General features: G+C 64.5%; 30 protein-coding genes and 1 tRNA gene. 9 read left to right on the top strand and 22 right to left on the bottom strand.

Annotation, left to right across the window (positions count from 1 at the left end):
- Positions 1-47: 47 nt before the first annotated feature.
- Positions 48-1,019, bottom strand: coding sequence for an SDR family NAD(P)-dependent oxidoreductase (locus VGR99_RS19750; RefSeq protein WP_326900635.1), 972 nt, complete (start codon positions 1,017-1,019; stop codon positions 48-50).
- A gap of 144 nt (positions 1,020-1,163) precedes the next feature.
- Positions 1,164-2,072 carry a dihydrodipicolinate synthase family protein gene (locus VGR99_RS19745; RefSeq protein WP_326900633.1) on the bottom strand — a complete coding sequence of 303 codons (909 nt, stop codon included), beginning with the start codon at positions 2,070-2,072 and terminating at the stop codon, positions 1,164-1,166.
- A 340-nt stretch (positions 2,073-2,412) separates the two neighbouring features.
- Between VGR99_RS19745 and VGR99_RS19740 the strand changes: the two genes are divergently transcribed.
- Complete coding sequence (locus tag VGR99_RS19740; RefSeq protein ID WP_015685698.1) at positions 2,413-2,652, top strand: hypothetical protein; 240 nt, start codon at positions 2,413-2,415, stop codon at positions 2,650-2,652.
- Between the two features lie 146 nt (positions 2,653-2,798).
- Here the strand turns inward: VGR99_RS19740 and VGR99_RS19735 are convergent, their stop codons facing one another.
- Entirely contained in the window at positions 2,799-3,722 is a 924-nt protein-coding gene (locus VGR99_RS19735) for an alpha/beta hydrolase fold domain-containing protein (RefSeq protein ID WP_326900632.1), read from the bottom strand.
- A gap of 176 nt (positions 3,723-3,898) precedes the next feature.
- Between VGR99_RS19735 and VGR99_RS19730 the strand changes: the two genes are divergently transcribed.
- Positions 3,899-4,522: a TetR/AcrR family transcriptional regulator gene (locus VGR99_RS19730; RefSeq protein ID WP_326900631.1), complete on the top strand. Its 624-nt coding sequence runs from the start codon at positions 3,899-3,901 to the stop codon at positions 4,520-4,522.
- A gap of 167 nt (positions 4,523-4,689) precedes the next feature.
- Positions 4,690-5,172, top strand: coding sequence for a hypothetical protein (locus VGR99_RS19725; RefSeq protein ID WP_326900630.1), 483 nt, complete (start codon positions 4,690-4,692; stop codon positions 5,170-5,172).
- A 306-nt stretch (positions 5,173-5,478) separates the two neighbouring features.
- On the opposite strand, the gene VGR99_RS19720 is transcribed toward VGR99_RS19725, so the two are convergent.
- The 7 genes from VGR99_RS19720 to VGR99_RS19690 form a co-directional block, all read right to left on the bottom strand.
- Positions 5,479-5,556, bottom strand: a tRNA-Pro gene (locus tag VGR99_RS19720).
- Positions 5,557-5,681: 125 nt separating this feature from the next.
- Positions 5,682-6,260 carry a MerR family transcriptional regulator gene (locus VGR99_RS19715; RefSeq protein ID WP_326900629.1) on the bottom strand — a complete coding sequence of 193 codons (579 nt, stop codon included), beginning with the start codon at positions 6,258-6,260 and terminating at the stop codon, positions 5,682-5,684.
- 26 nt (positions 6,261-6,286) lie between these two features.
- A complete protein-coding gene (locus tag VGR99_RS19710) occupies positions 6,287-6,628 on the bottom strand; it encodes an integration host factor subunit alpha (protein WP_028152484.1) in 342 nt (113 codons plus the stop codon).
- A 134-nt stretch (positions 6,629-6,762) separates the two neighbouring features.
- Positions 6,763-7,743 carry a beta-ketoacyl-ACP synthase III gene (locus VGR99_RS19705; RefSeq protein ID WP_326900626.1) on the bottom strand — a complete coding sequence of 327 codons (981 nt, stop codon included), beginning with the start codon at positions 7,741-7,743 and terminating at the stop codon, positions 6,763-6,765.
- A complete protein-coding gene (plsX, locus tag VGR99_RS19700) occupies positions 7,740-8,801 on the bottom strand; it encodes a phosphate acyltransferase PlsX (protein ID WP_326900625.1) in 1,062 nt (353 codons plus the stop codon). Before plsX ends, VGR99_RS19705 begins: the two co-directional genes overlap by 4 nt.
- A gap of 300 nt (positions 8,802-9,101) precedes the next feature.
- Positions 9,102-9,683, bottom strand: coding sequence for a DUF177 domain-containing protein (locus VGR99_RS19695; protein WP_326900624.1), 582 nt, complete (start codon positions 9,681-9,683; stop codon positions 9,102-9,104).
- A gap of 12 nt (positions 9,684-9,695) precedes the next feature.
- Positions 9,696-10,244, bottom strand: coding sequence for a ubiquinol-cytochrome C chaperone family protein (locus VGR99_RS19690; RefSeq protein WP_326900623.1), 549 nt, complete (start codon positions 10,242-10,244; stop codon positions 9,696-9,698).
- A 98-nt stretch (positions 10,245-10,342) separates the two neighbouring features.
- Between VGR99_RS19690 and VGR99_RS19685 the strand changes: the two genes are divergently transcribed.
- The 4 genes from VGR99_RS19685 to VGR99_RS19670 all read left to right on the top strand — a co-directional run bounded on the left by VGR99_RS19685 (position 10,343) and on the right by VGR99_RS19670 (position 12,887).
- A complete protein-coding gene (locus tag VGR99_RS19685) occupies positions 10,343-10,828 on the top strand; it encodes an outer membrane protein assembly factor BamE (RefSeq protein ID WP_326900622.1) in 486 nt (161 codons plus the stop codon).
- Between the two features lie 117 nt (positions 10,829-10,945).
- Positions 10,946-11,947, top strand: coding sequence for a tripartite tricarboxylate transporter substrate binding protein (locus tag VGR99_RS19680; RefSeq protein ID WP_326900621.1), 1,002 nt, complete (start codon positions 10,946-10,948; stop codon positions 11,945-11,947).
- A 156-nt stretch (positions 11,948-12,103) separates the two neighbouring features.
- A complete protein-coding gene (locus VGR99_RS19675; RefSeq protein ID WP_212432257.1) occupies positions 12,104-12,532 on the top strand; it encodes a MerR family transcriptional regulator in 429 nt (142 codons plus the stop codon).
- Positions 12,471-12,887, top strand: a complete 417-nt coding sequence (locus VGR99_RS19670; protein WP_326900683.1) for a carboxymuconolactone decarboxylase family protein — start codon at positions 12,471-12,473, stop codon at positions 12,885-12,887. The genes VGR99_RS19675 and VGR99_RS19670 overlap by 62 nt, the downstream gene beginning before the upstream one ends.
- A 105-nt stretch (positions 12,888-12,992) precedes the next feature.
- Here the strand turns inward: VGR99_RS19670 and VGR99_RS19665 are convergent, their stop codons facing one another.
- From VGR99_RS19665 to VGR99_RS19610, 12 genes are all read right to left on the bottom strand, one after another.
- Positions 12,993-15,113: a sodium-translocating pyrophosphatase gene (locus VGR99_RS19665; protein WP_326900620.1), complete on the bottom strand. Its 2,121-nt coding sequence runs from the start codon at positions 15,111-15,113 to the stop codon at positions 12,993-12,995.
- 223 nt (positions 15,114-15,336) lie between these two features.
- Positions 15,337-16,362, bottom strand: a complete 1,026-nt coding sequence (thiL, locus tag VGR99_RS19660) for a thiamine-phosphate kinase (protein WP_326900618.1) — start codon at positions 16,360-16,362, stop codon at positions 15,337-15,339.
- Positions 16,363-16,473: 111 nt separating this feature from the next.
- Positions 16,474-16,968, bottom strand: coding sequence for a transcription antitermination factor NusB (nusB, locus tag VGR99_RS19655; RefSeq protein WP_326900682.1), 495 nt, complete (start codon positions 16,966-16,968; stop codon positions 16,474-16,476).
- Positions 16,969-16,989: 21 nt separating this feature from the next.
- Positions 16,990-17,475, bottom strand: coding sequence for a 6,7-dimethyl-8-ribityllumazine synthase (gene ribH / locus VGR99_RS19650; RefSeq protein WP_326900617.1), 486 nt, complete (start codon positions 17,473-17,475; stop codon positions 16,990-16,992).
- Between the two features lie 168 nt (positions 17,476-17,643).
- Positions 17,644-18,270, bottom strand: a complete 627-nt coding sequence (locus VGR99_RS19645) for a riboflavin synthase (protein ID WP_326900616.1) — start codon at positions 18,268-18,270, stop codon at positions 17,644-17,646.
- 1 nt (position 18,271) lies between these two features.
- On the bottom strand, positions 18,272-19,420 hold the full coding sequence (ribD, locus tag VGR99_RS19640) for a bifunctional diaminohydroxyphosphoribosylaminopyrimidine deaminase/5-amino-6-(5-phosphoribosylamino)uracil reductase RibD (RefSeq protein ID WP_326900615.1): 1,149 nt from the start codon (positions 19,418-19,420) through the stop codon (positions 18,272-18,274).
- On the bottom strand, positions 19,417-19,899 hold the full coding sequence (gene nrdR, locus VGR99_RS19635; protein WP_128951432.1) for a transcriptional regulator NrdR: 483 nt from the start codon (positions 19,897-19,899) through the stop codon (positions 19,417-19,419). The genes ribD and nrdR overlap by 4 nt, the downstream gene beginning before the upstream one ends.
- A 29-nt stretch (positions 19,900-19,928) precedes the next feature.
- Entirely contained in the window at positions 19,929-21,227 is a 1,299-nt protein-coding gene (gene glyA, locus VGR99_RS19630) for a serine hydroxymethyltransferase (protein ID WP_326900614.1), read from the bottom strand.
- 260 nt (positions 21,228-21,487) lie between these two features.
- Entirely contained in the window at positions 21,488-21,709 is a 222-nt protein-coding gene (locus tag VGR99_RS19625; RefSeq protein WP_326900613.1) for a hypothetical protein, read from the bottom strand.
- Positions 21,710-21,746: 37 nt separating this feature from the next.
- Positions 21,747-21,983: a hypothetical protein gene (locus VGR99_RS19620; RefSeq protein WP_326900612.1), complete on the bottom strand. Its 237-nt coding sequence runs from the start codon at positions 21,981-21,983 to the stop codon at positions 21,747-21,749.
- A 210-nt stretch (positions 21,984-22,193) separates the two neighbouring features.
- Entirely contained in the window at positions 22,194-22,712 is a 519-nt protein-coding gene (ldtR, locus tag VGR99_RS19615) for a transcriptional regulator LdtR (RefSeq protein ID WP_011087797.1), read from the bottom strand.
- A gap of 483 nt (positions 22,713-23,195) precedes the next feature.
- Positions 23,196-23,711, bottom strand: coding sequence for a DUF6163 family protein (locus VGR99_RS19610; RefSeq protein ID WP_326900610.1), 516 nt, complete (start codon positions 23,709-23,711; stop codon positions 23,196-23,198).
- Positions 23,712-23,835: 124 nt separating this feature from the next.
- Here VGR99_RS19610 and hemB point away from each other — a divergent pair, with 124 nt between their 5' ends.
- The gene (hemB, locus tag VGR99_RS19605; protein WP_326900609.1) at positions 23,836-24,897 is read left to right on the top strand and encodes a porphobilinogen synthase; all 1,062 of its coding nucleotides are present in this window, start codon (positions 23,836-23,838) and stop codon (positions 24,895-24,897) included.
- Between the two features lie 270 nt (positions 24,898-25,167).
- A complete protein-coding gene (locus VGR99_RS19600) occupies positions 25,168-25,710 on the top strand; it encodes an RDD family protein (protein WP_326900607.1) in 543 nt (180 codons plus the stop codon).
- Positions 25,711-25,826: the final 116 nt, after the last annotated feature.

Genomic DNA, 25,826 nt, shown 5'->3' with positions numbered 1-25,826 from the left:
ATACCTACATCGGCGCGCGATCGTTGACGATCTCAGCCAACGGGAATTCAGCCGAGTCGCCAGCCGACCTCCTGCGTAAAGCTTTCGTAGAAGCTGCGGTCGTAGGCCTGCTCGGGTGTTGCCCGCACGCGCTCGTCAAGACGTTTTGCGTCCTCGCCCACAAGAATGCGCCAACGCTCCGCCTTGACCCCGTCGAGGATGATTTTTGCGGCCTGCGCGGCCGTCGTCGGCGCATCCTCCAGGAAGCTGCGGGCACGCTCGGCGAACACCGCCTGGATGTCCTCGTCCGACATCTTGTCGGCATCCGGCACGCCGGCCGCGACCATGCGCTTGCGCGTCAGCGCGACCTCGTCGGCGTTGAGCCGCTCCGAGCCGTCACTGCTCTGCACCTTGCGCGAGTTGGAGACGATCGAGGTGCCGATGTGGCCTGGCATCACCACCGAGCATTTGACATGCGGCGCGTGCAGGCGAAGGTCGTTGATCAACGCTTCGGTAAATCCTTTCACCGCGAACTTGGCCGAGCTGTAGGCGGTGTGCGCCTGGCCCATGCCGATCGAGGCCCAGAAGCCGTTGACGCTGGCGGTGTTGACGATGTGGGCCTCGTCGGCTGCGACCAGCATCGGCAGGAAGGTGCGCACGCCGAGATAGACGCCGCCCCAGCAGATGTTGAAGGTGCGCTCCCATTGCTCGCGCGTGTTTGTGAACAGGCTGCCGCCGCCACCGATGCCGGCATTGTTGAACAGCAGATGGATCCGGTCGGTCTTCTGCTGCTCGGCGAGCTCGTCGCGAAAACGCTTGAGATGATCCTCGATCGAGACGTCGGCGACATGCGTGGTGACGCGCAGGCCCTGCGGCAGCTTCTCGACTTCACAAAGCCGCTTGGTCTCGGCCATGGCGGCTTCCGAGACGTCGCACATCGCCACATTGCAGCCCTCGGCAACGAGCTGCCGCGCGAGCTCGCGTCCCATTCCCGTACCGCCGCCGGTGATGACGGCGATCTTTCCTGCAAAATCCTTCATGGGACTTCAGTCCCTCCCCTTGTCGGTATGTTTCTTCACAGCTAGCGCGGTTGGCCGCGGCGCGCGCAAAATGTAGCAGCGCCGCATCCGCAGGTAAAAGCGGATCGGCGCTGCTTTTCGACATCCGTTATTTCGGCGGACGGACTATTCGGCCGCTTCGACGCGCTTCCCGCCCAGCGCCCCGAGCGCCTCCAGCGCCTTGCGGGTCGCAGCCTGCTGCGCGCTCGAGGCTTCCGGCATCGGCGCCCGCGGATACGTCTTCGGCAGGCCCTGGAGCATCTGCGCGTAGCGCGTGCAGGCCGGCAGATTGTCGCCAATGATCGCGTTCCACAGCGTCAGCAGCTTCTTGTGCAGCTCGAGCGCGCGCGGATGATCGCCGGCCTTCACCGCATCCCACAGCGCGACGGAGGCATGCGGCGCCGCGGTCAGGATCGCAGCGATCGAGCCATGGGCCCCGAGCGTATAGGACGGATACATCAGGGCATCGACCGCGCTGTAGATCAGCTTGTCCGGCGCCATCATCATGAGGTCCGCGAACAGCTTGAGATCGCCCGCGCTCTGCTTGACGCCGACCACCAGCGGCACCTCGGTCATGATCCGCGTCAGCAGCGCCGGCGAGAGATACGACCACGGCACGACGTTGTAGATGATGATCGGCATGCCGGTCTCATCAGCCATGGCGCGGAAATGCGCGACCATCGCCTCGTCATCGGGCTTGAACAGGTAATGCACCGGCGTGACCTGGAGGGCCGCGACATTCATGTCGCGCACCAGCTTGCCGCGGCGGATCGCATCGCGCGTGGAGTCCACGATGATGCCGGCGATGACGGGTATGCGCCCGTTCACCGCCTCCACCGTCGCTGCCATCAGGTCGCGATATTCCTCGTGATCGAGCGTGTGGCCCTCGCCGGTCGAGCCGCCGGCGGCAACGCCATGCGCGCCGGCGCCGATCATCCAGTCGACCTGGGGCGCCACCAGCTTGTAATCGATCTCGCCGTCTTTGCGGAACGGCGTCGTCATCGGCGGGATCACGCCGGTCGGTCTCACCTTCATGCTTCAGCCCTCGCGTTTCCAATGTCGTGTGGCGGTCCCGCTCTTTTGACGAGTATCCGCGCGCATCGAAGGGTATCGGCCCGGCCAGACTTGTGAAGGGGTCGCTCGTGCAGCACTGCCCCCACAATCGCTCATTCCGGCGCATTTCCCAGTGAATTTCCCCCGGGTTCCCCGTAGTTGCCCGGCTTCGGTTTAGGGGCAGTTTTTTTACAATCCGAATCGCCAAATGGGGTTGGACGCTGGGTCGAGTCGGCCAGGCCAGCGTGTTGTTCGCGCCACAGGCTCTGGCACTCCACTTGCATCCTCTTCGTGGTCTGAAACTACCGATGAGGTGACTGGAATGTTCGTGACCGTCGTAGCCGTGCTCTGCCGGCTTAGCGCAGCTAGCTCAGGCAGTTGCGTCGAGGAAATCGTGACCGACAGCAACATGACGCCCGAGATTTCGATGATGCAGTGTGCGGTCGGCGCACAGGCACCGCTTGCGAAATGGATGGGCGAGCATCCGATCTATCACGCCAATTGGCGCCTCGAGCGCTACAAATGCGTGCCGGGTCACTACGAGATCAAGGGCCACGCTTAAGGTTCCGCAAAACTACTGGTACCAGGACGACTGATACCAAGACCACGCGAGGAAACGCCCGGGGGCCGCCTTATCCCTCCGCGCGGACGTGCCGGCGCCAGGCCCCGCGTGGCGGCGCGGCCTGTGACATCCGTCACGCTTTTCCCTCACGCCACCGCACGCAGGATCATCGCACGCGCCCGCCGTCCCTCCGGCGTCGGCATCAGCGCATAATTATGCGGCTGGTCGCGGAGCAGATGCAGCTCGACCGGCACGCCCACCGCCCTCGCGCGCTCCGCAAGATCGACGCTATCAGGGTAGAGCAGATCGCGCGTGCCCGAGAAGATCGTCATCGGCGCGAGCGCGCGGAACGCGCCGTTGAGCGGGCTGACGAAAGGATGGCCGAGATCGAGATCGCCGGCATAGAGCCGCCCCGCTTCGACGATCCCCGGAATGTCCTGGATCGGATCGCGCGCCGCGATCGCGACCTGCTCGGGACGGCTCACCGACGCATCTGCCGCGGGCGAGATCAGCATCAGCCGGTTCGGCTGGCGGTGGCCACGATCACGCAGCCATTGGCACGCCGCGAGCGCAAGGCCCGCGCCGGCGGAATTGCCGACCACCGTGACCTTTGCAGACCCCGCATCTTCCAACAGCATCCGCAGCAGCTCGGCCGTCGCCGGCACGACATCCTTCGCCGTGGCGCGCGGCGCCAGCGGATAGATCGGCACGACGCAGACGACGCCCGCCTTGCGCGTCATCTGGCCGACGAAGCGCCAATGCGCCGGCACGATCTCGTTGATGTAGCCGCCGCCATGCAGGAACATGACGAAGTTGCAGCCCTCATGGCCCGAGGACGGCGCGGTGTAATAGACCGGCCATCCGCCCATCTTGGTCAGCGTCGCCTCCACGCCGCGGCCCAGCCCCGTCGGCTCGAACGTTACAGGCTCCAATGCGAGCTTCTGCACATGCGACAGCACGGCCTCAGCGGAGGCAAGCTGCTGCTTGTAGGGGAGCTGCCCGAGCAGCAGGTTGAAGGCGCGACTCTGCAGGCTCGGTGCGGGATCGCGGGGCGCCCGCGCGCCAAACACGCAGCCTCCCGGACAAAACTGCAAAGCCGACACAAGTCTTGCAACGCTCATGATCCGTTCTCCGCGTGGCTCGGCATCCATATGGCGACAGAGGAGGGTTGCCGGAAGGTTGCCGCGCGTGGATATAATGCGAGCATTCGCTCGCTTTTTCCACTCGCATTCGGGACCGCATCGCCATGGCGCGCAAGCCGCCGACAAATCCCCGGAAAAATGCCTCGCAGGCGCGCTCGCGCGCCACCGTCGACGCACTGGTCGAGGCGACTGCTCGCATTCTGGTCCATGACGGTTTCGAGAAGACGAGCACCAACCGGATCGCCGAGGTCGCCGGCGTCAGCGTCGGCTCGCTCTACCAGTATTTTCCAAGCAAGGAGGCGCTCGTCGCCGCCGTGATCGACCGTCACAACGAAGAGATCATGGGCATCGTCCGCGCGGCCCTCAGCGAGGTCGCCGACCTGCCGGTCGACAAAGCCGTACGAAAACTGGTGACCGTCGCGATCGAGGCCCACCGCATCGACCCGAAACTGCATCGCGTGCTGGCCGAGCAGATCCCGCGCACCGGCCAGCTCGCCGACGTCGAAGCCTTCAACCGCGAGGTCCACACGCTGGTGCGCACCTATCTCGAAAGCCGCCGCAAGGAGATGCGCAAGATCGACCTCGACATCGCAACCTTCATCTGCGTCAGCTCGATCGAATCCGTCGCGCACAACACGGTGCTGAACCAGGCCGAGATGCTGACGGAGAAGACGGTGAAGGTGCTGGTGGACGAGACGACGCGGATGGTGGTGGGGTATTTGAGATAGATTGACGTCCGTACCACAACGCGCGTCGTCTCGCCGGTCGCGGGCAAGAGGCAGCGGGTGTTACTTCTGTGGAGCGAGCGGTTAGGAGCACCCCCTAAGCAAACGTACGCCTATCGAGGCAGCATGTAGCGGAGCGTGAAGGATGGCCCGTCCCCAGCTGGAGGGGCATGAATCACCTCGTCCGACGGCTTCTGAAATTCTCGCATCGCAGCGCAAGCCATCGGATGCCGGTTCTCCGACGGGCTAACAACGCGGTGCAACTCGCCCGCGTTGATTTCGACATGCGGTCTTCCTTGTCTAATTGCTCGCTTGATCTGGGCCTGCAACTCTTCGCGGAAATCGTTCATAGTCACCATGATCGCCCCTTGGCTGATCGGCAACATAGCGCTCGAAGCGCTAATGCGCGCCACGGCTTACAAGGAAATAAATCTGGATCAAACAAAAGAGAGAGACGAACCATGCCATCTCATCCGCTCGCGAATACCCCCGGTTTCATTGCAGCGCGAAACATCGTCCAAAAGGAACATGACAAAGCGCAAAAGGAGGTTGATTTCTCGAATAAGCCCGGCAGCACGTTCTCAGCCGCTAATCGCGATAGGGCCATCCTCCGCAGGGACGTTCTGGCGACGCTTTTGAAGGACCTTAACTGAAGTTCAGCACTGACTTAAGTTTCGTTTTTAACGCACTTCAATGCGACGCAACCCCTGAAGCAGCTTTCTTAGATCTTTCTCGATCCAGGCATAATGACATTGTGCTCCTGCCTCGCCCGACAGGTCAAATCGCTTCGGAAAAACGAAATCCGTCAATGACTTCGCTACTGTGCATGGGGTTGTTTTCGGCATTTTGGTTTGCCGCCCCCCGAAGCAGCCACCCACCGCTGATCGGCGTGCATGCGTCCCCGGCGGGAGCGAGCTCACGCCGACCGTAAATCCGCCCGACAGATGATTTGAAAAAAATGGTCGGAGCGAGAGGATTTGAACCTCCGACCCCTAGTCTCCCAGACTAGTGCGCTAACCGGGCTGCGCCACGCTCCGAACGTCGTTCCATTAGCTAGGATCGCTGCTTTGCGCAAGGCAAGGTCACACCATTTTGGTGTGTTGCCTGAATGGGCGCGGAGCCGAAAGCCGCCGGAACTGCCCGCAGGCCGCCCGAACCGCCCCTAGCCGTCCTTCAGCGCCTGGTCCAGCATCTCCCTGATGGCAACGAGGTCGGCGAGCACCCGGCCGAGCCGTTCCCGGTCAAGCGCGCTGGGGCCGGCCGGCGTCGGGGCCGAGCCGCCCTTGCGGAAGGTGGTGAGGATTTCCTCGTCGTCGACCTCGGTGAAGCGGAAGTCGATGCCTTCCTCTTCGTCGCCCTGGTAGTCGTCATCGTCGGCGTCAGTGATGCCCTTGATGGGCGCCTCGTCCTCGGGCTCCATCAGGCTCTGCCCGATGGCGTCCTCGATCGCGCCGAAGGAGACCGCGGCCGAGCCGTCGGCGAGGCCCTGCACCGATTTGACGCCGTGCTCTTTCAGGATCCGCTGCACCCCGCGGATGGTGTAGCCCTCCCCGTAGAGCAGCCGGCGGATGCCCTTGAGCAGATCGACGTCGTCGGGGCGGTAATAGCGGCGGCCGCCGCTGCGCTTCATCGGCTTGATCTGGGAGAAGCGGGTCTCCCAGAACCGCAGCACATGCTGCGGAATGTCGAGTTCCTGCGCTACTTCGCTGATGGTTCGGAACGCATCCGGCGCCTTGTCCAAATGCCATATCCTCCGCGCGGGGCGATTTACGCCTCGGGTTGCGCCTTGCTGGCGTCGCCGTTGCCGCGGTGCTGGGTGTTGATCCGCTGCTTCAGAATCGCCGACGGCTTGAACACCATGACACGGCGCGGCGAGATTGGCACCTCGGTGCCGGTCTTCGGATTGCGTCCGATACGCTGACCCTTCTTGCGAACCATGAAGGAGCCGAACGAGGACAGTTTCACCGTCTCACCCTTTTCGAGGCAGTCGGTGATCTCCTTCAGCACGAGTTCCACGAACGCAGACGATTCCGTCCGCGACAGGCCCACCTTCTGGTAGACGGCTTCGCAGAGATCGACACGCGTTACGGTTTTACTTTGATCGGTCATCGCCCTGCCCCACATCACGGCGAACAATTGTTGTCTGAAATTATGAGCTTACGATACGGCGGTCAACAGCGCTCATCAATGCAGACGCATCGATAATGGCGGCTAATTCCGGCAAAATTTTATCGATTGTGGCTCTACCAGCGCACCAGGGCCGAGCCCCAGGTGAAGCCGCCGCCCATGGCCTCCAGCAGGACCATGTCGCCACGCTTGATGCGACCGTCCTTGCGCGCCACCGCCAGCGCCAGTGGGATCGAGGCGGCCGAGGTGTTGCCGTGACGGTCCACCGTCAGCACCACCTTCTCCGGCGCGATGTGCAGCTTGTGGGCGGAGGCGTCGATGATTCGCTTGTTGGCCTGGTGCGGCACGAACCAGTCGATGCCGTCGGCATTGAGCCCGGTCGCCTTGAAGGCGTCGACGATCACGTCGGTGATCATGCCGACCGCGTGCTTGAAGACCTCGCGGCCCTCCATGCGCAGATGGCCGACGGTCTGGGTCGAGGACGGCCCGCCGTCGACGAACAGTTTGGCCTTGTGGCGGCCGTCGGACCGCAGATGCGTGGTGACGATGCCGCGGTCGGTCGCGGGATTGCCCGGCTGCTCCTGCGCCTCGAGCACGACCGCGCCGGCGCCGTCGCCGAACAGCACGCAGGTGCCGCGGTCGTTCCAGTCCAGGATGCGCGAGAAGGTCTCCGCACCGATCACCAGCGCCCGCTTGTAGGCGCCGGTGCGCAGGAAATTGTCGGCGGTGGCGAGCGCGAACACGAAGCCCGAGCAGACCGCCTGCAGGTCGAAGGCCGCGCCGTGGTTGATGCCGAGCCCGTGCTGCACCGCGACGGCGCTGGCGGGGAAGGTGTTGTCGGGCGTCGAGGTCGCCAGCACGATCAGCTCGATCGACTGGGCGTCCACGCCGGCATCGGTGAGCGCGGCCTGGGCCGCCTTGAGCGCCAGATGCGAGGTGAACTCGCCCTCGGCCGCGATGTGCCGCTCGCGAATGCCGGTGCGCTGCACGATCCACTCGTCGGACGTGTCGATACGCGCCGCCAACTGGGCGTTGGTCACCACCTGCTCCGGCAAATAAGAGCCGCAGCCCAGCACGACCGAACGAATTTGAGTCACGAAACATCCTCCGGCGCGGTCTGCACGGAACTGAGTGCACCACCCTCGCGGTTGAGCATCTGATTGATCTTGTTCAGGAGATCGTAGTGAGCCATCTCATAGCCAACATCGATCGCATAGGCAAAGCCTTCGGCGTTGGTTCCGCCATGGCTCTTGACCACGACCCCTTTCAGTCCCAGCAGCACGCCGCCATTGGACTTGTTGGGATCCATCTTGTCGCGCAGGGCCTGGAAGGCATTGCGCGCAAAGAGGTAGCCGAGCTTGGTCAACCAGCTCCGCTGCAATTCGTTGCGGAGCAAGTCCGCCATCTGGCGCGCGGTTCCTTCGGCGGTCTTGAGCGCGATATTGCCGCTGTAACCCTCGGTCACGATCACATCGGCGACCCCCTTGCCGATGCCGTCGCCCTCGACGAAGCCGATATAGTCGAGCTCGGGCAGGTTCCGCGCACGCAGGATCTCGCCGGCTTCGCGAATCTCCTCGTGCCCCTTGACCTCCTCGGTCCCGATGTTGAGCAGGCCGACCGTGGGCCGCTTCTTGTTGAACAGCACGCTCGCCTTCGCCGCGCCCATGACCGCCATCGACACCAGATGGTGCGCATCGCCGCCGATGGTGGCGCCGAGGTCGAGCACGACGGACGAGCCGCGCCTGGTCGGCCAGATCCCGGAGATGGCCGGGCGGTCGATGCCCGGCAGCGTGCGCAAATGGAAGCGCGACATTGCCATCAGCGCGCCGGTATTGCCGGCGGAGACCGCGACATCCGCCTCGCCCTTTTTCACGGCATCGATGGCGAGCCACATCGAGGAGGTCTTGCGGCCGCGCCGCAGCGCCACGCTCGGCTTGTCCGAGCCGCTGATGGCAACATCCGTATGGACGATCTTCGAAGCGGCCTTGAGCTCGGGATGCTTCTCGAGCTCGGGCTCGATCCGGGCGCGGTCGCCGACCAGCAGGAATTCGGTATCGCGATGCCTGCCGAGCGAGATGGCGGCGCCCGGAATGACCACGGCGGCGCCGTCGTCGCCCCCCATGGCGTCAAGCGCGATGCGAACCTTGCTAGGCATGAAAGTCCTGGAAACCTGGGTCTGGTGCGGTCCTGAACGAGCGGGCCCGCAAAATGGGTTCGCCATGGACATGGCGACCGGTCAAGCGCCACGCCGCACCCGGACCGGGGCGCGACAATAGCGTTTTGTTATCCCGAAACAACCTCTTGCCCCCAGCCTTTTGCACGCGGGACGATCCGGCGGCGGACCTGCGAATTCACGAAGAAATACATAGAAATCAAGAGGATAAACCAGCCTCTCAAACCACTCCCGCAGACACCTCACGCCGCGTCACAAGGTGGTCTTACGGGGAATGCCCAGCTATTTCCCCTTCTTCTTGCCCTTCTTGTTGTCCTGAAGCGCCTTCAGCGCGGCAAACGGGTGATCCTCGGGGTCCGGTGCCGTGACCTCGGCCTCGAACACGGCCCCTTCCTTGCGCGGATAGGGGTCGATCGCCAGGAACAGCGCGTCGGTGGCGAGCCGGCCGAGATCGATGATGCCATTGACGATCGCCTCCGGGGGATCGGCGATCTCCGGCGGCTCCTCGTCGTCCTGGCCCTCCTCGATCAGATCGGCGAGGCGCCGTGCCTCGGCCTCGGGGGCGAATATCAGATCCACATCCTCCTCGATCTCGTTCTCGATCGGATCGAGCGTGACCACGCAGGTCTGGCCGATCCGGGCGCGGACCAGCCCCGTCACCTGAAACCGGCCGCCGCTCTTCGGCACGACGACGAGATCGGCCTGGGCAGACAGAACCTCCCGCACGCCGGCGAGTTCGGCCATGGCCTGCCGTTCAGCGGCGGAGGCCTCGAGCTTGCGATGCAGGCCGGTGTCCGGAATCTGCGCGACGATGACCGGCGACCGCCAGGGATCGGGCTTGGTTTCGGCGTTTGGTCGACTCATGGCGTGACATCCTCAGGAAGCGCCGGGGGAAACTTGCGGGGGAAACTTGAAGGACGCACGCAGCAGCGCGGCCTCATCGGTCCGGCCGAGATCGGCCTCCGTGGCCCGGGCATAGGCCGCGAGCTGCCGCGCGTGGTCCATGCCGGTCCCGTTCAGGATATTCTTGCAGATCGCCGCCGCCAGCGCCTCACCACCGGCATCCACCGCTTGGTCATAGGCCTGCACCCGACCGTAAAAGGCCTCGCCGAACGCCTTCATCCGCTTCGGCACGGTCTGGTCGCCGACCCCCATCTCGCGCAGATTGTCGTCCATGTCCTCACAGAACCGGTCGAACAGCGCCTGCGACAGCTCCGTGGCGCCCTGAACCGTGCGCAGGCGACGCAGCAGCAGCCAGAGATGCAGCAGCAACAGATCGAAACGCCCGTTAACCGTATCCGGCACGCTCAAGTCCCGGTAAAATATGGGTTCTCGCGCCTGCGTCACGATCATGCCATAGATGGCTTCAATGGTGCCCGCAGGGGTTAGCCGGGGTTTCCTGAAGTGATTGAACGGCCAAAGCATTGTGGTTTCCGCAAGCGGGCGCGCGCGTGTTGCATTCAGAGCCCCCGCCCGGTACTTCAGCGCCTCGCGCGACGCAAGGGGACGGAATCAGTTCCGCTATGACGATAACGAACCAGACCAGCCTGCGCGCAACCAAGCGGCGCGGCCTTCATGCACGCTGGCGCGGCTTGCGCTTGGCCGCGGCCGTCGCCCTGGTCGGCGTGGCGCTCGCGGGCTGCACCGGAGAGCAGTTCCAGAAGGGTTACATCCTGCCGCCCGGCGCGCTGGAGCAGATTCCGATCGGCGCGAGCCAGGACCAAGTGCTGATCGTGATGGGCACCCCCTCCACGGTCGCGACCCTCGACGGCGAGGTCTTCTATTACATCTCGCAGCGCTCCGAGCGCATGGTCGCCTTCATGAACCAGAAGGTGGTCGACCAGCGCGTCATCGCGATCTATTTCGACAAGAACCGGCGCGTCCGGCGCCTGGCGAATTACGGGCTGCAGGACGGCAAGATCTTCGACTTCATCAGCCGCACCACGGCGACGTCGGGTCAGGAGATGAGCTACCTCGCGCCGCTGTTCAAGCTGCTCAGCTTTAACTGAGCATTCAGCCTGCGGCGTCGTGCCGCTCTTGGCGCGGCACTTGCCCTCGCGTGCGACTTGCCGTTGCGCGCCGGGTTCCATACGCTCCCTGCAAAACAAGAAGCAGGGAGTAGATTCGTGCCCACCAAATTTCTGTCTCGTCGCCAGGTGCTCTCCGGCGCGGCCGGCATCTCGGCCGCAGCGATCCTGCCACGATCGAGCCTGGCGGACTGGAAACCGACCGAAACCGTTCGCGTCATCGTGCCGGCTGCGGCCGGCGGCTCGACCGACGTCATGGGCCGGCTGCTCGCCGCCCATCTGCAAACCGCCTGGGGCCAGTCGGCCGTCGTGGAAAACCGCTCCGGCGGCGGCGGCACGATCGGCACCGCCGAGGTGGTCCGCGCCAAGCCTGACGGACAGACCATCCTGATCGGCAATCCCGGCCCGAACGCGATCGCCTACAGCATCTTCAAGAACCTGACCTACAAGCCGGACCAGCTCCAGCCGGTCTCCAACATGATCCGGATCCCGAACATCGTCTCGGCGCATCCAAAGACCGGCATCAAATCGGTCCCTGAGCTGATCGCCTATCTCAAGGCCAATCCGGACAAGCTCAGCTACGCCTCCTCGGGCGTGGGCCAGAGCCCTCACCTCACCGGCGCCTGGTTCCTCCAGCTCACCGGGCTGAAGATGACCCATATTCCGTTCCGCGGCGCCGGCCCCGCGCTCCAGGCCGCGCTCGCCGGCGATATCCAGATCCTGTTCGACAATCTCTATCCGAGCCTGCCGCAGGTGCAGAACGGCACCCTCACCGGCCTCTGCGTCACCACGCCCGAGCGCAGCGACCTCGCCAAGGAGCTGCCGACCATGCGCGAGAGCGCGCCGGAGCTGGCCAATTTCGACGTGTCGTCCTGGTTCTCGGTGTTCCTGCCGAAGGGCGTGCAGCCGGCCGTGCTCGAAGCGCTCAATCTCCAGGTCAAGGCGATGCTTGAGCGCGACGACATCAAGAAGAACATCGCCGCCATGGGCGCCCGCGCCGACTACGGCACGCCGGAGCAGTTCGCCGCCTTCGTCGACGCCGAGACGAAGAAATTCGCCGGCATCATCCAGAAGGAAGGGCTGCAGATGGACGTGCAGTAGGCGCCGCGCGTCGAATCCACCCTACCAGAACACAGAAACCCCACGGCGCGAGCCGCGGGGTTTTGTCTTTTGTCATGGAGGCTAGGCCACAGAAACTCTCTTGACTTAGAGTGCGCTCGAATTCGTAGTTTCCGTGCGTCGTGATGAGAGACAGGAATGAAGATCGGCGAACTCGCGAAGCGTTCCGGACTGACCGCCCATACGATCCGCTACTACGAGCGGATCGGACTGTTGCCTTACGCCGACCGGGATCGATCCAGCCGACGTGACTACGATGCCTCGATCCTTGTGTGGATCGAGTTTCTCGGCCGGCTGAAGACGACCGGCATGCCGATCCGGGACATGCTGCTTTACGCAGAACTCCGGGACCGAGGCAGCGGCACCGAGGCCGAGCGGCGCGCGCTGCTTGAGCGGCACCGTGAAAGCGTGCGTGCCCACGTCGACGAACTGAATGCCTGTCTTCTCGTCCTCGACACCAAGATCGGCGGTTATGCCGAAACGGAACAGAGGATGAAGGATTATGATGCAACACTTCCCGAACGCCGGCGAAAGCCGGTTGGAGCGCGGTCGCCGCGCACTCGCTGAGATCGACGGAGAGGCCGGCCATAAGGTCGTGGCGGCGCTTGGTGATATCGCCCCGGACTTCGCCACCTATGTATTCGAATTTCCATTTGGCGACATCTACTCACGGCCCGGGCTCGACCTCCGTTCGCGCGAAATCGCAACGATCGCCGCGCTCGCGGCCATGGGGAATGCCGCACCCCAGCTCAAGGTGCATATCGAGGCAGGCCTGAATGTCGGGCTTGGCCGAGAGGAAATTATTGAGATCCTCATCCAGATGGCCGTCTATGCCGGCTTCCCTGCTGCCCTCAACGGCCTGTTCGCAGCAAAGGAAGTATTTGCGCAAAGAGCCAAGGACGGATCGGAGCCGAAAGCCTGAAGCTCGACCGTCGACCTCTGTTGTGTCGTGCAGCCGGACTGCGCTGCCCCTGACAAAAACCCCGCGGCTTTCGCCGCGGGGTTATCTTGAGCCACTGCTCGCAGTTCAGTGCGCCAGGATCGCCAGCAGCAGCAGGGCCACGATGTTGGTGATCTTGATCATCGGGTTCACTGCGGGGCCGGCCGTGTCCTTGTAGGGATCGCCGACGGTGTCGCCGGTCACGGCCGACTTGTGGGCATCAGAACCCTTGCCGCCGAAATGACCGTCCTCGATGTACTTCTTGGCGTTGTCCCAGGCGCCGCCGCCCGAGGTCATCGAGATCGCGACGAACAGGCCCGTCACGATCACGCCGAGCAGCATGGCACCCACGGCCGAGAACGCCGCCGACTTGCCGGCAGCACCGCCGCCCGCGATCACGTAGATCAGGAAGTAGACGACGATCGGCGACAGCACCGGCAGCAGCGAGGGGATGATCATTTCCTTGATCGCCGCGCGGGTGAGCAGGTCGACCGCCTTGCCGTAATCCGGCTTGTCGGTGCCCTGCATGATGCCCGGCTTCTCGCGGAACTGGCGACGGACCTCCTCGACGATCGCGCCCGCCGCCCGGCCGACCGCGGTCATGCCCATCGCGCCGAACAGGTACGGCAGCAGGCCGCCGAACAGCAGGCCCACCACGACGTAGGGATTGTTCAGCGAGAAGTCCGGATTGACGCCGGCGAAGTAAGGATGCTGCGCGGACCCCGCGACGAAGAACTTGAGGTCCTGGTTGTAGGCCGCGAACAGCACGAGAGCACCGAGACCGGCGGAGCCGATCGCATAGCCCTTCGTCACCGCCTTGGTGGTGTTGCCGACCGCATCGAGCGCGTCGGTCGACTTGCGCACTTCCTTCGGCAGGCCCGCCATTTCGGCGATGCCGCCGGCGTTGTCCGTCACCGGGCCGAACGCGTCGAGCGCGACGACCATGCCGGCCAGCGCCAGCATCGTGGCGGTCGCGATCGCGATGCCGAACAGGCCGGCAAGGCTGTAGGTGACCAGGATGCCGGCGATGATGACGATCGCGGGCAGCGCGGTCGCTTCCATCGAGACGGCGAGGCCCTGGATCACGTTGGTGCCGTGACCGGTCACCGACGCCTGGGCGATCGACTTCACCGGACGATAGTCCGTGCCGGTGTAGTATTCGGTGATCCAGATGATCAGCGCGGTGACGACGAGACCGACCACGCCGCATTCGAACAGCGCCGCGCCGGTGTAGTCGACGCCGTCGAGCTTGCCGAAGCCGATCAGGTAGTAGATCACGCCGGCGATGCCGATCAGCGACAGGACGCCGGTTGCGATCAGGCCCTTGTAGAGCGCGCCCATGATCGACTGGCTCGGCCCGAGCTTCACGAAGAAGGTACCGATGATCGAGGTGATAATGCAGATGCCGCCGATGGCAAGCGGCAGCGTCATCATGTTGGAGAGGATCGGCGTCTTGGCGAAGAAGATCGCCGCGAGCACCATGGTGGCGACCGCGGTCACCGCATAGGTCTCGAACAGGTCGGCGGCCATGCCGGCGCAGTCGCCGACGTTGTCGCCGACGTTATCGGCGATGGTCGCGGGGTTGCGCGGATCATCCTCCGGGATGCCGGCCTCGACCTTGCCGACGAGGTCGCCGCCGACGTCCGCACCCTTGGTGAAGATGCCGCCGCCGAGACGGGCGAAGATCGAGATCAGAGAGGCGCCGAAGCCGAGCGCCACCATGGCGTCGATGACGGTGCGGCTATCGGGCGCAAGCTTCAACGAATGCACCAGGAAGCCGAAATAGAGCGTTACGCCGAGGAGCGCGAGACCCGCCACCAGCATGCCGGTGATCGCGCCCGCCTTGAAGGCGAGCTCGAGGCCGCCGGCGAGCGACGTCGTCGCCGCCTGCGCGGTACGCACATTGGCGCGGACCGAGACGTTCATGCCGATGAAGCCGGCCGCCCCCGACAGGATGGCGCCGATAGCAAAACCGATCGCGACATAAAGACCGAGGAAATAGACGAGCAGCAAGAAGATGACGATGCCGACGATACCGATCGTGGTGTACTGGCGCCGGAGATACGCCTGTGCGCCTTCACGCACAGCTCCCGCGATCTCCTGCATACGCGGTGACCCCGCATCCGCGCTCAACACCGAAGACGTCGCCCAAATCGCGTAGACGACGGAAAGCACTCCGCAGAGCACTATCAACCATAATGCTGTCATGTGATTTTTGCCTCAGATCCTTGATGTACCCCCGGCGCCTTTTGTTGTCCGTCGAGCGGTGCGGCGCCTTGATTTTGAACAAAGCCGCCCCCAGGCGGCTTTAATCGGTTGCGAGCTTGCCAAAATCAAATTGAGGGTGCAACGCCGGATAAGGCCGAAAAGGCCGATCTCGGCTGGTATTTAGGCTGAGCCCAAGCGCCCGGCCCCCGGTTTGGAGCAATTCCTAGAAATGGCTGTAGGACAGCCGCTTCAAGGCCAGTTCCTGGCCCTGCCCGTCCAGGAAGCGCGGCCGTTCGTGACCCGCGACAATCGTGCCGATCGCCGTGACGGCAACGCCGACGGCGCGGCCTGCGGCAATCAGCGCATCAGCCTGCGCGGCCGGCACCGTACAGAGCACCTCGTAATCGTCGCCCCCGGCAAGCAGCGTCTCGATGCCAATTGCGTTACGGGCGATCAGTCCTGCCGCCGCCGCGGACAGCGGCACGCGCGCTACGTCGACCGTCGCCGAGACGCCTGAGGCCGCGCAGAGCTTGGTCAGATCGCCGGCCAACCCGTCGGACACGTCCATCGCGGCTGTGGCATGATCGCGCACGGCCTGCGCCAGCGTGTTGCGTGGCTGCGGGATGCGATAGCGCGAGATGAGCGCTTCCTTGGCGGCGGGATCGGAGGCAAGCGCCGCCACTGCCGCGCCGCCGGTGAGCACGTCGAGCCCGAGCGCGGCATCGCCGATCGTCCCCGTCACCAGGATGCGGTCGCCTGGCCTTCCGCCGGTGCGGCCGACCATCCTCCCCTTCGGCACGCGGCCGAAGGCGGTGATCGAGATCATCTGCGGCCCCGGCGTCGACACCGTGTCGCCGCCGAGCAGCGGACATGCGAAGGCTGTCGAATCCTCACCCAGCGCATCCGCGAACGGCCGGAGCCACGAATCTTCCTTGCTGCGCAGCGCCAGCGTCAACACGAAACCTGCGGGCGCAGCGCCCTTGGCGGCGAGATCGGACAGGTTCACCCGCAGCGCTTTTCGCGCGATCGTGTCGGGCGGGTCGGTGGCAAGATAATGCACGCCCTCGACCACGGCGTCAGTGGTGACGACGATGTCGTCACCGGATGAGGACAGCACCGCGGCATCATCGACGAGGCCAAACGCACCGGGATCAGTCGCCAGCGGCTTGAAATAGCGCGCGATGAGGGAGTCTTCGGCGGAGGGGTTTTGCGGATTTGCCACTTGCCTAGCCTTACACTCCGCTGTCATCGCCCGGCTTGACCGGGCGATCCAGTACGCCGAGACGCCTGATATCAATTATCGCTGCCGCGGCGTACTGGATCACCCGCCTTCGCGGGTGATGACAGCGGAATGTGTGTCCTACCCCCGCCCGAACTCGTCACCGCGAAACTGGCGGCCGATCTGGTCGAGCACGGCGTTGACCATGCCGGTCTCCTCGCGGTCGACGAAGGCGTTGGCGACGTCGACATATTCGGACACCACGACGCGGCCCGGCACGTCCTTGCGATGCTGGAGCTCATAGGCCCCTGCCCGCAGCACCGCGCGCAGGATCGCCTCAATCCGTTTCAAGGGCCAGCCCTTCGACAGCGCCTCGTCGATCAGCGGATCGAGCTCCTTCTGGTCGCGCACGACGCCGGAGACGACGTCGCGAAAGAACGCGGCTTCCGCCGGCAGATAGGTGTCACCCTCGACCTCGTTGCCGAGCCAGTGACTCTCGAACTCGGCGAAGATGTCGTTGATGCCGGCGCCGGCGATGTCCATCTGGTACAGCGCCTGGACGGCTGCGAGCCGCGCCGCACCGCGCTTGTTCGCTTTCTTCTCCGCCGCGCCGGCCGGTTTCTTGATGTCAGCCATTTTCTTGGGATCAGCCATGGCTCAGGCCCGCGCCAGGCGGCGCTTGATGCGCAGCATCGCGAGCGCGGCGCGCGCGGCGTCGCCACCCTTGTTGAGCTCGCTGGCACGCGCCCAGGCCTGGTCCTCATTGTTGACGGTGAGGATGCCGTTGCCGAGCGGCAGCTTGCGCGCGACCGCAAGGTCCATCAGCGCGCGCGAGGATTCCTGCGAGACGATCTCGAAATGGATGGTGTCGCCGCGGATGACGCAGCCGAGCGCGATCACCGCGTCATAGGGCTTGCCGTTGGCCGCAGCCGCATCGACGGCGATCGCCACCGCTGCCGGGATCTCCAGCGCACCGGGAACCGTGATGACGTCATGGGTCAGGCCGGCGGCCTTCAGTTCGGTCACCGCGCCGTCGAGGAGCGCGTCCTGGAGATCGTCATAGAACCGAGCCTCGACAATCAGCGCCCGTGCGCCGGAAATGTCGGTCTGGTCCTTCAGGGGTGCGCGCCGCGCGTCTGCCATCGTCTCAATCCGTTCTAGTAAATCGTCTCTTGGGTCGGCGCGTTATGTAGTCGCCGCAGGCACGTAAGCCAAGTTCAAAGACGCTGTCATTCCGGGGCGGCTCGAAGTGCCGAACCCGGAATCTTGGGATTCCGGGTTCGATGCTAACGCATCGCCCCGGAATGACGGCTACGCCGTCATTTCCGTCAGCCGCGCCGCATAGCGGGCCATCAGATCGACCTCGATATTGACTTCAGTGCCCGCCTTCCAGCCGCCGATCGTGGTGACATCGAGCGTATGCGGGATGATCAGCACCGAAAAGGTCACATCCTTCACCGTATTGACGGTCAGCGAGACGCCGTCGAGCGTGATCGAGCCCTTGGTGGCGATGAAGCGCGCCAATTCCCGCGTGGTGGAGAGCTCGAACCGTGCCATGTCGGGCAGGTCCTCGCGACTGACGACGGTTGCGATGCCGTCGGCATGGCCGGCGACGATGTGGCCGCCGAGCTCGTCGCCGATCTTGAGCGCGCGCTCGAGATTGAGCCGCGTGCCCAGCTTCCAGTGCTTGGCCGTCGTCAGCGCCAGCGTCTCGGCCGCCGCATCGACGTCATACCAGGTCTTTTGAGGAGAATCCTTGCCGCCTGCGACGCCGGAAGCAACCACAGTCAGGCACACGCCGTTGCTGGCAATCGAGGCGCCGTCGGCAATGGTGGTCTGGTCATAGCTGCAGGCGATGCGCAGCCGGTGCAACTGGCCCTGCGCCACAGGCGTGAAGCTGACGATCTCGCCGATATCGGTGACAATGCCGGTGAACATGTTAAGCGCGCTCGTAGATGGTGAGAGTATCCTTGTCGAATGTCTCGCTAGCATGAACCTTGTAGGCCTGCGACTGCGTGATTTTCGACAGGGGCAATGCATCGAGCGCATCGACGCCGCCGGGGCCCGCCTCTTCCGCGCCGCGGAACAGCCAGATCTCGTCGACGAGGTCGGCCGCGACGAACGATGCCGCAACGCGGCTACCGCCCTCGACCATCAGCCGCGAGATGCCCTTTTCGGCCAGCGCATGCAGCACGGCCGGAAGATCGAGGCCCGATGCGTCGCCGGGCGGTACGCGGATGATCTGCGTGCCCGCAGCCCCCAGGCGTGTCGCGGCGGCTGCCTCCGCAAGCTCGGAGGCGATTACCCAAAGCGGCGTCTCGCGCGCGGAGCCCACGAGCTGGCTCGAAGCCGGAATGCGCAGGCTCTGGTCGAGCACCACCCGCACCGGCGATCGTGCCGCCATGCCCGGCAGGCGGCAATTGAGCTGCGGATCGTCCGCCAGCACCGTGCCGATCCCGACCAGGATGGCGTCGCACCGCGCGCGCAGGAGATGCACGCGGTCGCGCACGGCCTCACCGGTGATCGCGAGCGGCTTGCCGCCGGCCGCGCCGATCTTGCCGTCGGGCGAGACCGCAAGCTTCAGGATCACATGCGGGCGGTGATCGCGGATGCGGCGGAAATGGCCGGCATGGTCGAACGCGGCCTCTGCCGCGCACAGACCCACATCGACCGTGATGCCGGCGGCGCGCAGGCGCGCATGGCCCTGGCCTGCGACTTCAGGATTGGGATCCTCGATCGCCGCCACGACGCGCTTGATGCCGGCGGCGATCACCGCATCGGCACAGGGCGGCGATTTGCCGAAATGCGAGCATGGCTCGAGCGTGACGTAGAGCGTGGCGCCGCGCGCGGCCTCGCCTGCGCGCCGTAGCGCCTCAGGCTCGCCATGCGGCCGTCCGCCCGGCTGCGTCCAGCCGCGGCCGACGATCAGGCCGTCTTTCACGATGACGGCGCCCACGGCCGGATTGGGCCAAGTGCGCCCCTGCCCACGCCGGCCAAGCGACAGCGCAAGCTGCATGAAGCGGCGATCGGCGTCCTTGGTCTCGCGGATCTTCTGGGCGAACTGATCTTCCAGGATGCGGAAGATCATTTGCGGATCGCGGCGAGCCGCGCTTCCTCCTCACCGGAGAGCTCGCCGAGCACGTCGGCGAAATCCTTGGCCTCGCGGAAATTGCGGTAGACGGAGGCGAAGCGCACATAGGCGACGTCGTCGAGCGTGCGCAGATGCTCCATCACGGTCTCGCCGATCACCTCGGAGGAGATCTCGGCCTCGCCGCCGGTCTCGAGCTCGCGCACGATGGTGGAGACCATCTTCTCCACCCGCTCCGGCTCGACCGGCCGCTTGCGCAGGCTGATCGACACCGAACGCATCAGCTTGTCGCGGTCGAACGGCACGCGGCGGCCGTTGCGCTTGATCACCGTGAGCTCGCGCAGCTGCACGCGCTCGAAGGTGGTGAAGCGGAAATTGCAGGCGACGCACACGCGCCGCCTGCGGATGACGGAAGAGTCCTCGGTCGGACGCGAGTCCTTTACCTGCGTATCGAGACTGTTGCAGTTCGGGCAGCGCATCCGTTTGCCTTGACCGGTTTTCTTGGACCTTACTGGTAGATCGGGAACCGGTCGGTGAGCGCCTTGACCCGTTCCTTGATCGCAGCTTCCACCAGCGGCGCCTTGCCGTCGGAGGATTGCGCGATCGCGTTGAGGACCTCGGCGATCATGCCGCCGACCTGCTGGAATTCGGCGACGCCGAAGCCGCGCGTGGTCGCCGCCGGGGTGCCGAGACGAATACCGGAGGTGACAAACGGCGACTCGGGGTCGAAGGGAATGCCGTTCTTGTTGCAGGTGATGGCGGCGCGAACCAGCGCCTTCTCCGAGGCGTTGCCCTTCAGGCCTTTCGGCCGGAGGTCAACCAGCATCAGATGGTTATCGGTGCCGCCGGAGACAATATCGAAGCCGTGGCCCTTCATCGCCTCGGCCAGCGCCTTGGCGTTCTCGACGACGTTCTTCGCGTAGACCTTGAAGTCCGGACGCAGCGCCTCGCCGAAGGCGACCGCCTTCGCCGCGATCACGTGCATCAGCGGGCCACCCTGCAGGCCCGGGAAGATCGCCGAGTTGAACTTCTTGGTCAGCGCCTCGTCATTCCACAGCATCAGGCCGCCGCGCGGACCGCGCAGCGACTTGTGCGTCGTGGTCGTGGTGATGTGGGCATAGGGCACCGGGGAGGCATGCACGCCGCCGGCAACGAGGCCCGCGAAGTGCGCCATGTCGACCAGCAGATACGCGCCGACCGAGTCCGCGATCTCGCGGAAACGCTTGAAGTCCCAGGCGCGCGAATAGGCCGAGCCGCCGGCGACGATCAGCTTCGGTTTGACCTCTTCGGCCTGCTTGGCGACCGCGTCCATGTCGATGAGCTGGTCCTCGCGGCGCACGGTGTAGTGCGCTGCCTTGAACCACTTGCCGCTCATGTTGACGGGCGAGCCGTGGGTGAGATGGCCGCCGGCCGCGAGGTCGAGACCCATGAAGGTGTCGCCGGGCTGCAGCAGCGCCAGGAACACGGCCTGGTTCATCTGGCTGCCCGAGTTCGGCTGCACGTTGGCGAAGTTGGCGCCGAACAGCTTCTTGGCGCGATCGATCGCGAGGTTCTCGGCGACGTCGACCCACTCACAACCGCCGTAATAGCGCGCGCCCGGATAACCCTCGGCGTATTTGTTGGTCATGACCGAACCCTGCGCTTCCAGCACGGCCCGGCTGACGATGTTCTCGGAGGCGATCAGCTCGACTTCATGGCGCTGCCGGCCGAGCTCGCCCTTGATGGCGGCGGCGATTTCCGGGTCGGCCTGCTCGAGCGAGGCGGTGAAAAACGAATCGGGCGCAGAGGCGGTTTTGGCGAGGGTCATCTTGCGAATATCTCCACCGCCGCAGCCTTTTGGCGGGCTACGGGGGTCTTGGTGTGGCGATCGGAAGCGGCGAGCGCGATCTACCACATCGCCCGCCCCCGGCCAAGCATTTGCGGGTCGGGCCTGATATTTATGCAAGATATGGTGGGGATTGAAGGATTTCGGAGCGAGGACGGTCCTCGGGAGCCGCCTCAATCGGATCATCCCTAAAGGGCCGCTTCGGACCCTAAATGGCGCCCCCGGCGCCGGTCGGATTTCCCCTACAGCCCGGTATACCCCGCCTTCACGGGGTCCACGCTGCCGTCGAGCTGGCGCAGATAGGTCAGGCCGCAGACGGTCAGCCTGTGGGGGTCCTTTTCTCCGGCTTCCATCAGGGTATTGAGGTAGTTCGTCACCTTCATGCGCGCCTCCTCGCTCGCCGCTGCGGTGCGGTTTGCGAGCAGGTCATAGGTCTGCATGATGCGGTCGATGGCGGCTTCCATGGCACCCTCTGGTTCGTCGATGATTTGGGAATCTTGATCAGGCAACCGCTCTGGCCTCGGACTGCGCCTCGAACCGGGCGATCGCCTTGTTGGCGAGCCTGATCTTGTTGAATTCGCCGTGCTGGATCAGCTTGATGATGATCTCGAGCAGGCGTTCGTTGGTGACGAGCGTGTCGGGGATCGCGCCGGAGCGGCGGAGGTAATTCGCGGCGATGGCATAGGCATCGCTCACGAGCTCGACGTTCATTGCCTGCAACCCGCGCTCGACCAGCATCGCATCCTCCGATCCGCAGAGACAACTGCGACGCGAGGACCTGGTTCCAGCCGGCCGGCACATTTTTTCGCAAGTGCGAAACAAATGCGAAAAGACGACAAAACGCACCGGTCCGGGACAGTCCGGGCCGGCGCGCTTGGGGAAGTTAGGCACGTTCGGGAGGCTTGCCGGTCTTGTTGCGGGCCGGCTTGGCCTTGATCCCTTGGAAACTCAGAGGCGATACAGGATCTGGTCGGTCCAGAACCGCTCGAGGCGGTGCAGCGACTTGTTGAGCGTGGAGAACTCCTCGCCCGAGATGCCACCGACCTGCTCCACCGTCTTGACGTGCTTCTGGTAGAGCGAGTCCACGATGCGGCGAACTTCCTGGCCCTGCGGCGTCAGGCGGATGCGCACCGAGCGGCGATCAACGCGCGAGCGCTGATGGTCGAGGAAGCCGAGCTCGACGAGCTTCTTCAGATTGTAGGAGACGTTGGAGCCGAGATAGTAACCGCGCGTGCGCAGCTCGCCCGCGGTCAGCTCCTTGTCGCCGATGTTATAGAGCAGCAGCGCCTGCACCGAATTGATGTCCGCGCGGCCGCGGCGATCGAACTCGTCCTTGATGACGTCGAGGAGCCGACGATGCAGCCGCTCCACCAGAGTCAAAGCTTCCAGATAGAGCGACTGCACCGAGCCCTGCTGGCCGGAGACGCGCTCTGCGGTATCTGCCGCAGTTGCGACGGCTTTCATCATGACACTTCCCCTGTTGTCGTTTTTATCGACACTTATTCGACGAAACTTGTGTCCCGCCTGATAGGTGCAACTTAAGAGGGGCGTTTGAAGATCGGCTTAAATAAGAGAATAAAGAGATCATGAATTTAAGACAGTGAATTGCGGATTAAGCCTGTGCCACAAGGGCTTTTCGCAACCGTCTGTTGACCCTGGCAAGGTCCTGTTCACCCTCCGTCCGCCCTCTCTGTCACATTCCAGAACAGCCCCGCCCCGTTTCGAAACGGACGCGCAACAGCTGTGGCGGATATCGCTAGGTCAACGAAAAGTTACCTCGAATTTTACGAAACCAACAGTCAACCAACCGAGCGTGAAACCTTGCGTGTCCCGGAGCTGGACAGACCGTAGGATGGGTAGAGCGAAGCGAAACCCATCACCCTCGCGCGACTGCATCGATGGGTTTCGCTTCGCTCTACCCATCCTACAAGATGACTGCGTGCGTGACTGCTACGGCGGCCGTTCGCGCGCGGCCATCCAGGCGAGCGCGAGATACGCGGCGAGCATGAAGACCTCGACGCCGACGACGATCAGGCTGCCGCCATAGATGCCCGGGAACATCAGCTCGATCACCGCCATCGACACCACGGTGGTCAGCCACACCACCGCGCCCCAGGGCGTGGCGAGCCACAGGCCGACCGCGGCGACAAGCTCGATCACCGCGAAGTAGACGGTTGCGGCCTGCCAGGCCATCGACTGGTTCTCGAACGCCTCGTCCTCGCCGCCGACGAAGCCCGTGACCTGCGCCCAGTGATAGAGGCCCTTCAGGATCGCGAGCAGCGCCATCACCCGCAGGAACAGCACCAGCCGGCGCGTCCAGACATTGTCGTCGGACTCCGCGCGCTCCGACGAGATCGCCGCCACCGACATGGCGTTGTCCCTGGCGTTGTCTCGGGCGGTGTCACGGGCGGCATCCCTGGCATTGGTGCCGTCGCGGGCCGCATCGCGGGTGGAGATCTCGGACATGGCTCCCTTCTGGCTGTTTCGCCCCGCAAAATCAATCGGCTGCCATCCCCTTGCGGCAGGTCAAGCCGCGGTGGCAGGAACCATGCGAGCTGGTATAAGAATAATTCCAGCCGGAGGAAGAGTGATGGCGATCAAATACGGACGTCCGATCGAATTGCGCGAGGTTTCGCGCCGGGATGGCACGACGGCCTCCCCTGCCCTCGATCTGACCATCCGGCCGCGCCGCAACCGCAAGGCCGAATGGGCCCGGCGAATGGTGCGCGAGAACGTGCTCACCACCGACGACCTGATCTGGCCGCTGTTCCTGATCGACGGCAACAACAGGCGCGAGCAGATCGCCTCGATGCCCGGCGTCGAGCGCCTCAGCGTCGACCAGGCCGTACGCGAGGCCGAGCGCGCGATGAAGCTCACCATCCCCTGTCTCGCGCTGTTTCCCTACACCGACCCGTCCTTGCGCGACGAAGAGGGCTCGGAAGCGACCAACCCGAACAACCTGGTCTGCCAGGCCGTGCGCGCGATCAAGAAGGAGTTTCCCGAGATCGGCGTCCTCTGCGACGTCGCGCTCGATCCCTTCACCAGCCACGGCCATGACGGCCTGATCTCCGACGGCAAGATCCTGAACGACGAGACGGTCGCCGTGCTGGTGCGTCAGGCCCTGGTGCAGGCCGAAGCCGGCTGCGACATCATCGCGCCCTCCGACATGATGGACGGCCGCGTCGCCGCGATCCGCGAGGCGCTGGACCGCACCGGCCTGCTCGACGTGCAGATCATGGCCTATGCCGCCAAATACGCCTCCGCCTTCTACGGCCCGTTCCGCGACGCCATCGGCTCGGCCAAGACGCTGACCGGCGACAAGCGCACCTACCAGATGGACAGCGCCAACACCGACGAGGCGCTGCGCGAGGTCGAGCTCGACATCTCCGAGGGCGCCGACATGGTGATGGTGAAGCCGGGCATGCCCTATCTCGACGTGGTCCGCCGCGTGAAGGACACCTTCGCGATGCCGACCTTCGCCTACCAGGTCTCCGGCGAATACGCGATGATCGCGGCCGCCGCCAATAACGGCTGGCTCGACGGCGAGCGCGCGATGATGGAGAGCCTGCTCGCCTTCAAGCGCGCCGGCGCCGACGGCGTGCTCAGCTACTTTGCGCCGAAGGCGGCGGAGAAGCTGCGCGCCCAGACGTAACAGCGACGTCGGAAGCGTGTCCAACAGCTACCGTCATTCCGGGGCGATGCGTTAGCATCGAACTATGGTGCGCAATTGCGCACCTGAGAATCTCGAGATTCCGGGTTCGGTCCTGCGGACCGCCCCGGAATGACGGTGGTAAGAGAACCGCCCCCGAATCGCCGGAATAATTCGGCTTGTTGACACCCGCGCGCCCTTGGCAGGGGAAGAGCCTGTTCCCATGTCCTGCCTCGAGGGTTTTCCCTCTGTTTCCCCCTGGGAGGACGGACGATGTCGTATGACTCCGGTAGTTCAGGCGCCTGGCGCAATGACGGCGCGGTGCAGCCGCACGCCTACGATCCCTATCTGCACCCGGAACTGTTCCGCGGCGTGGCGACGCGGCGGGTGTTCGCGTTCCTGATCGACATGGTCGTGATCTCCGTCCCCGTCATCCTCGGCTACATCTTCATCGCGTTGTTCGGCGTAGTCACGCTCGGCATCGGCTGGGCGCTGTTCTGGCTGGCGTGGCCCGCCTCCGTGGTCTGGGCCATCGTCTATTACGGCGCCTGCATCGGCGGTCCTTCGTCGGCGACGATCGGGATGCGGATCATGGACCTGGAGCTGCGCACCTGGTACGGCGCCCCCGGCTATTTCGTGCTCGGCGCCACCCATGCCGTGCTGTTCTGGGTGACGGTCTCGTTCCTGACGCCCTTCGTGGTGCTGCTCGGCCCGTTCAACGGCCGCCGGCGCCTGCTGCACGATTTCGTCCTGGGAACGGTCGTGATCAACAATTCCGTCCGGGCCCCCCTGCCCCAGGCTGCCAGGACCTACTGATCAAGGACCTATCAACCTGGACCTACTAAGCTGGCTGATCTGACCTGCCACGCAGGCCAATTGACCGGGGGCTTCCGTAGCGCGATGCTTATGTTCACTTTGGAGGCCCACGACGT

It is taken from the genome of Bradyrhizobium sp. (genome assembly GCF_035935975.1).
In the GTDB taxonomy this organism is placed as follows: Bacteria; Pseudomonadota; Alphaproteobacteria; order Rhizobiales; family Xanthobacteraceae; genus Bradyrhizobium.
The sequence above is the reverse complement of the archived record's forward strand: the minus strand, read 5'-3'. Positions and strand labels throughout refer to the sequence as shown.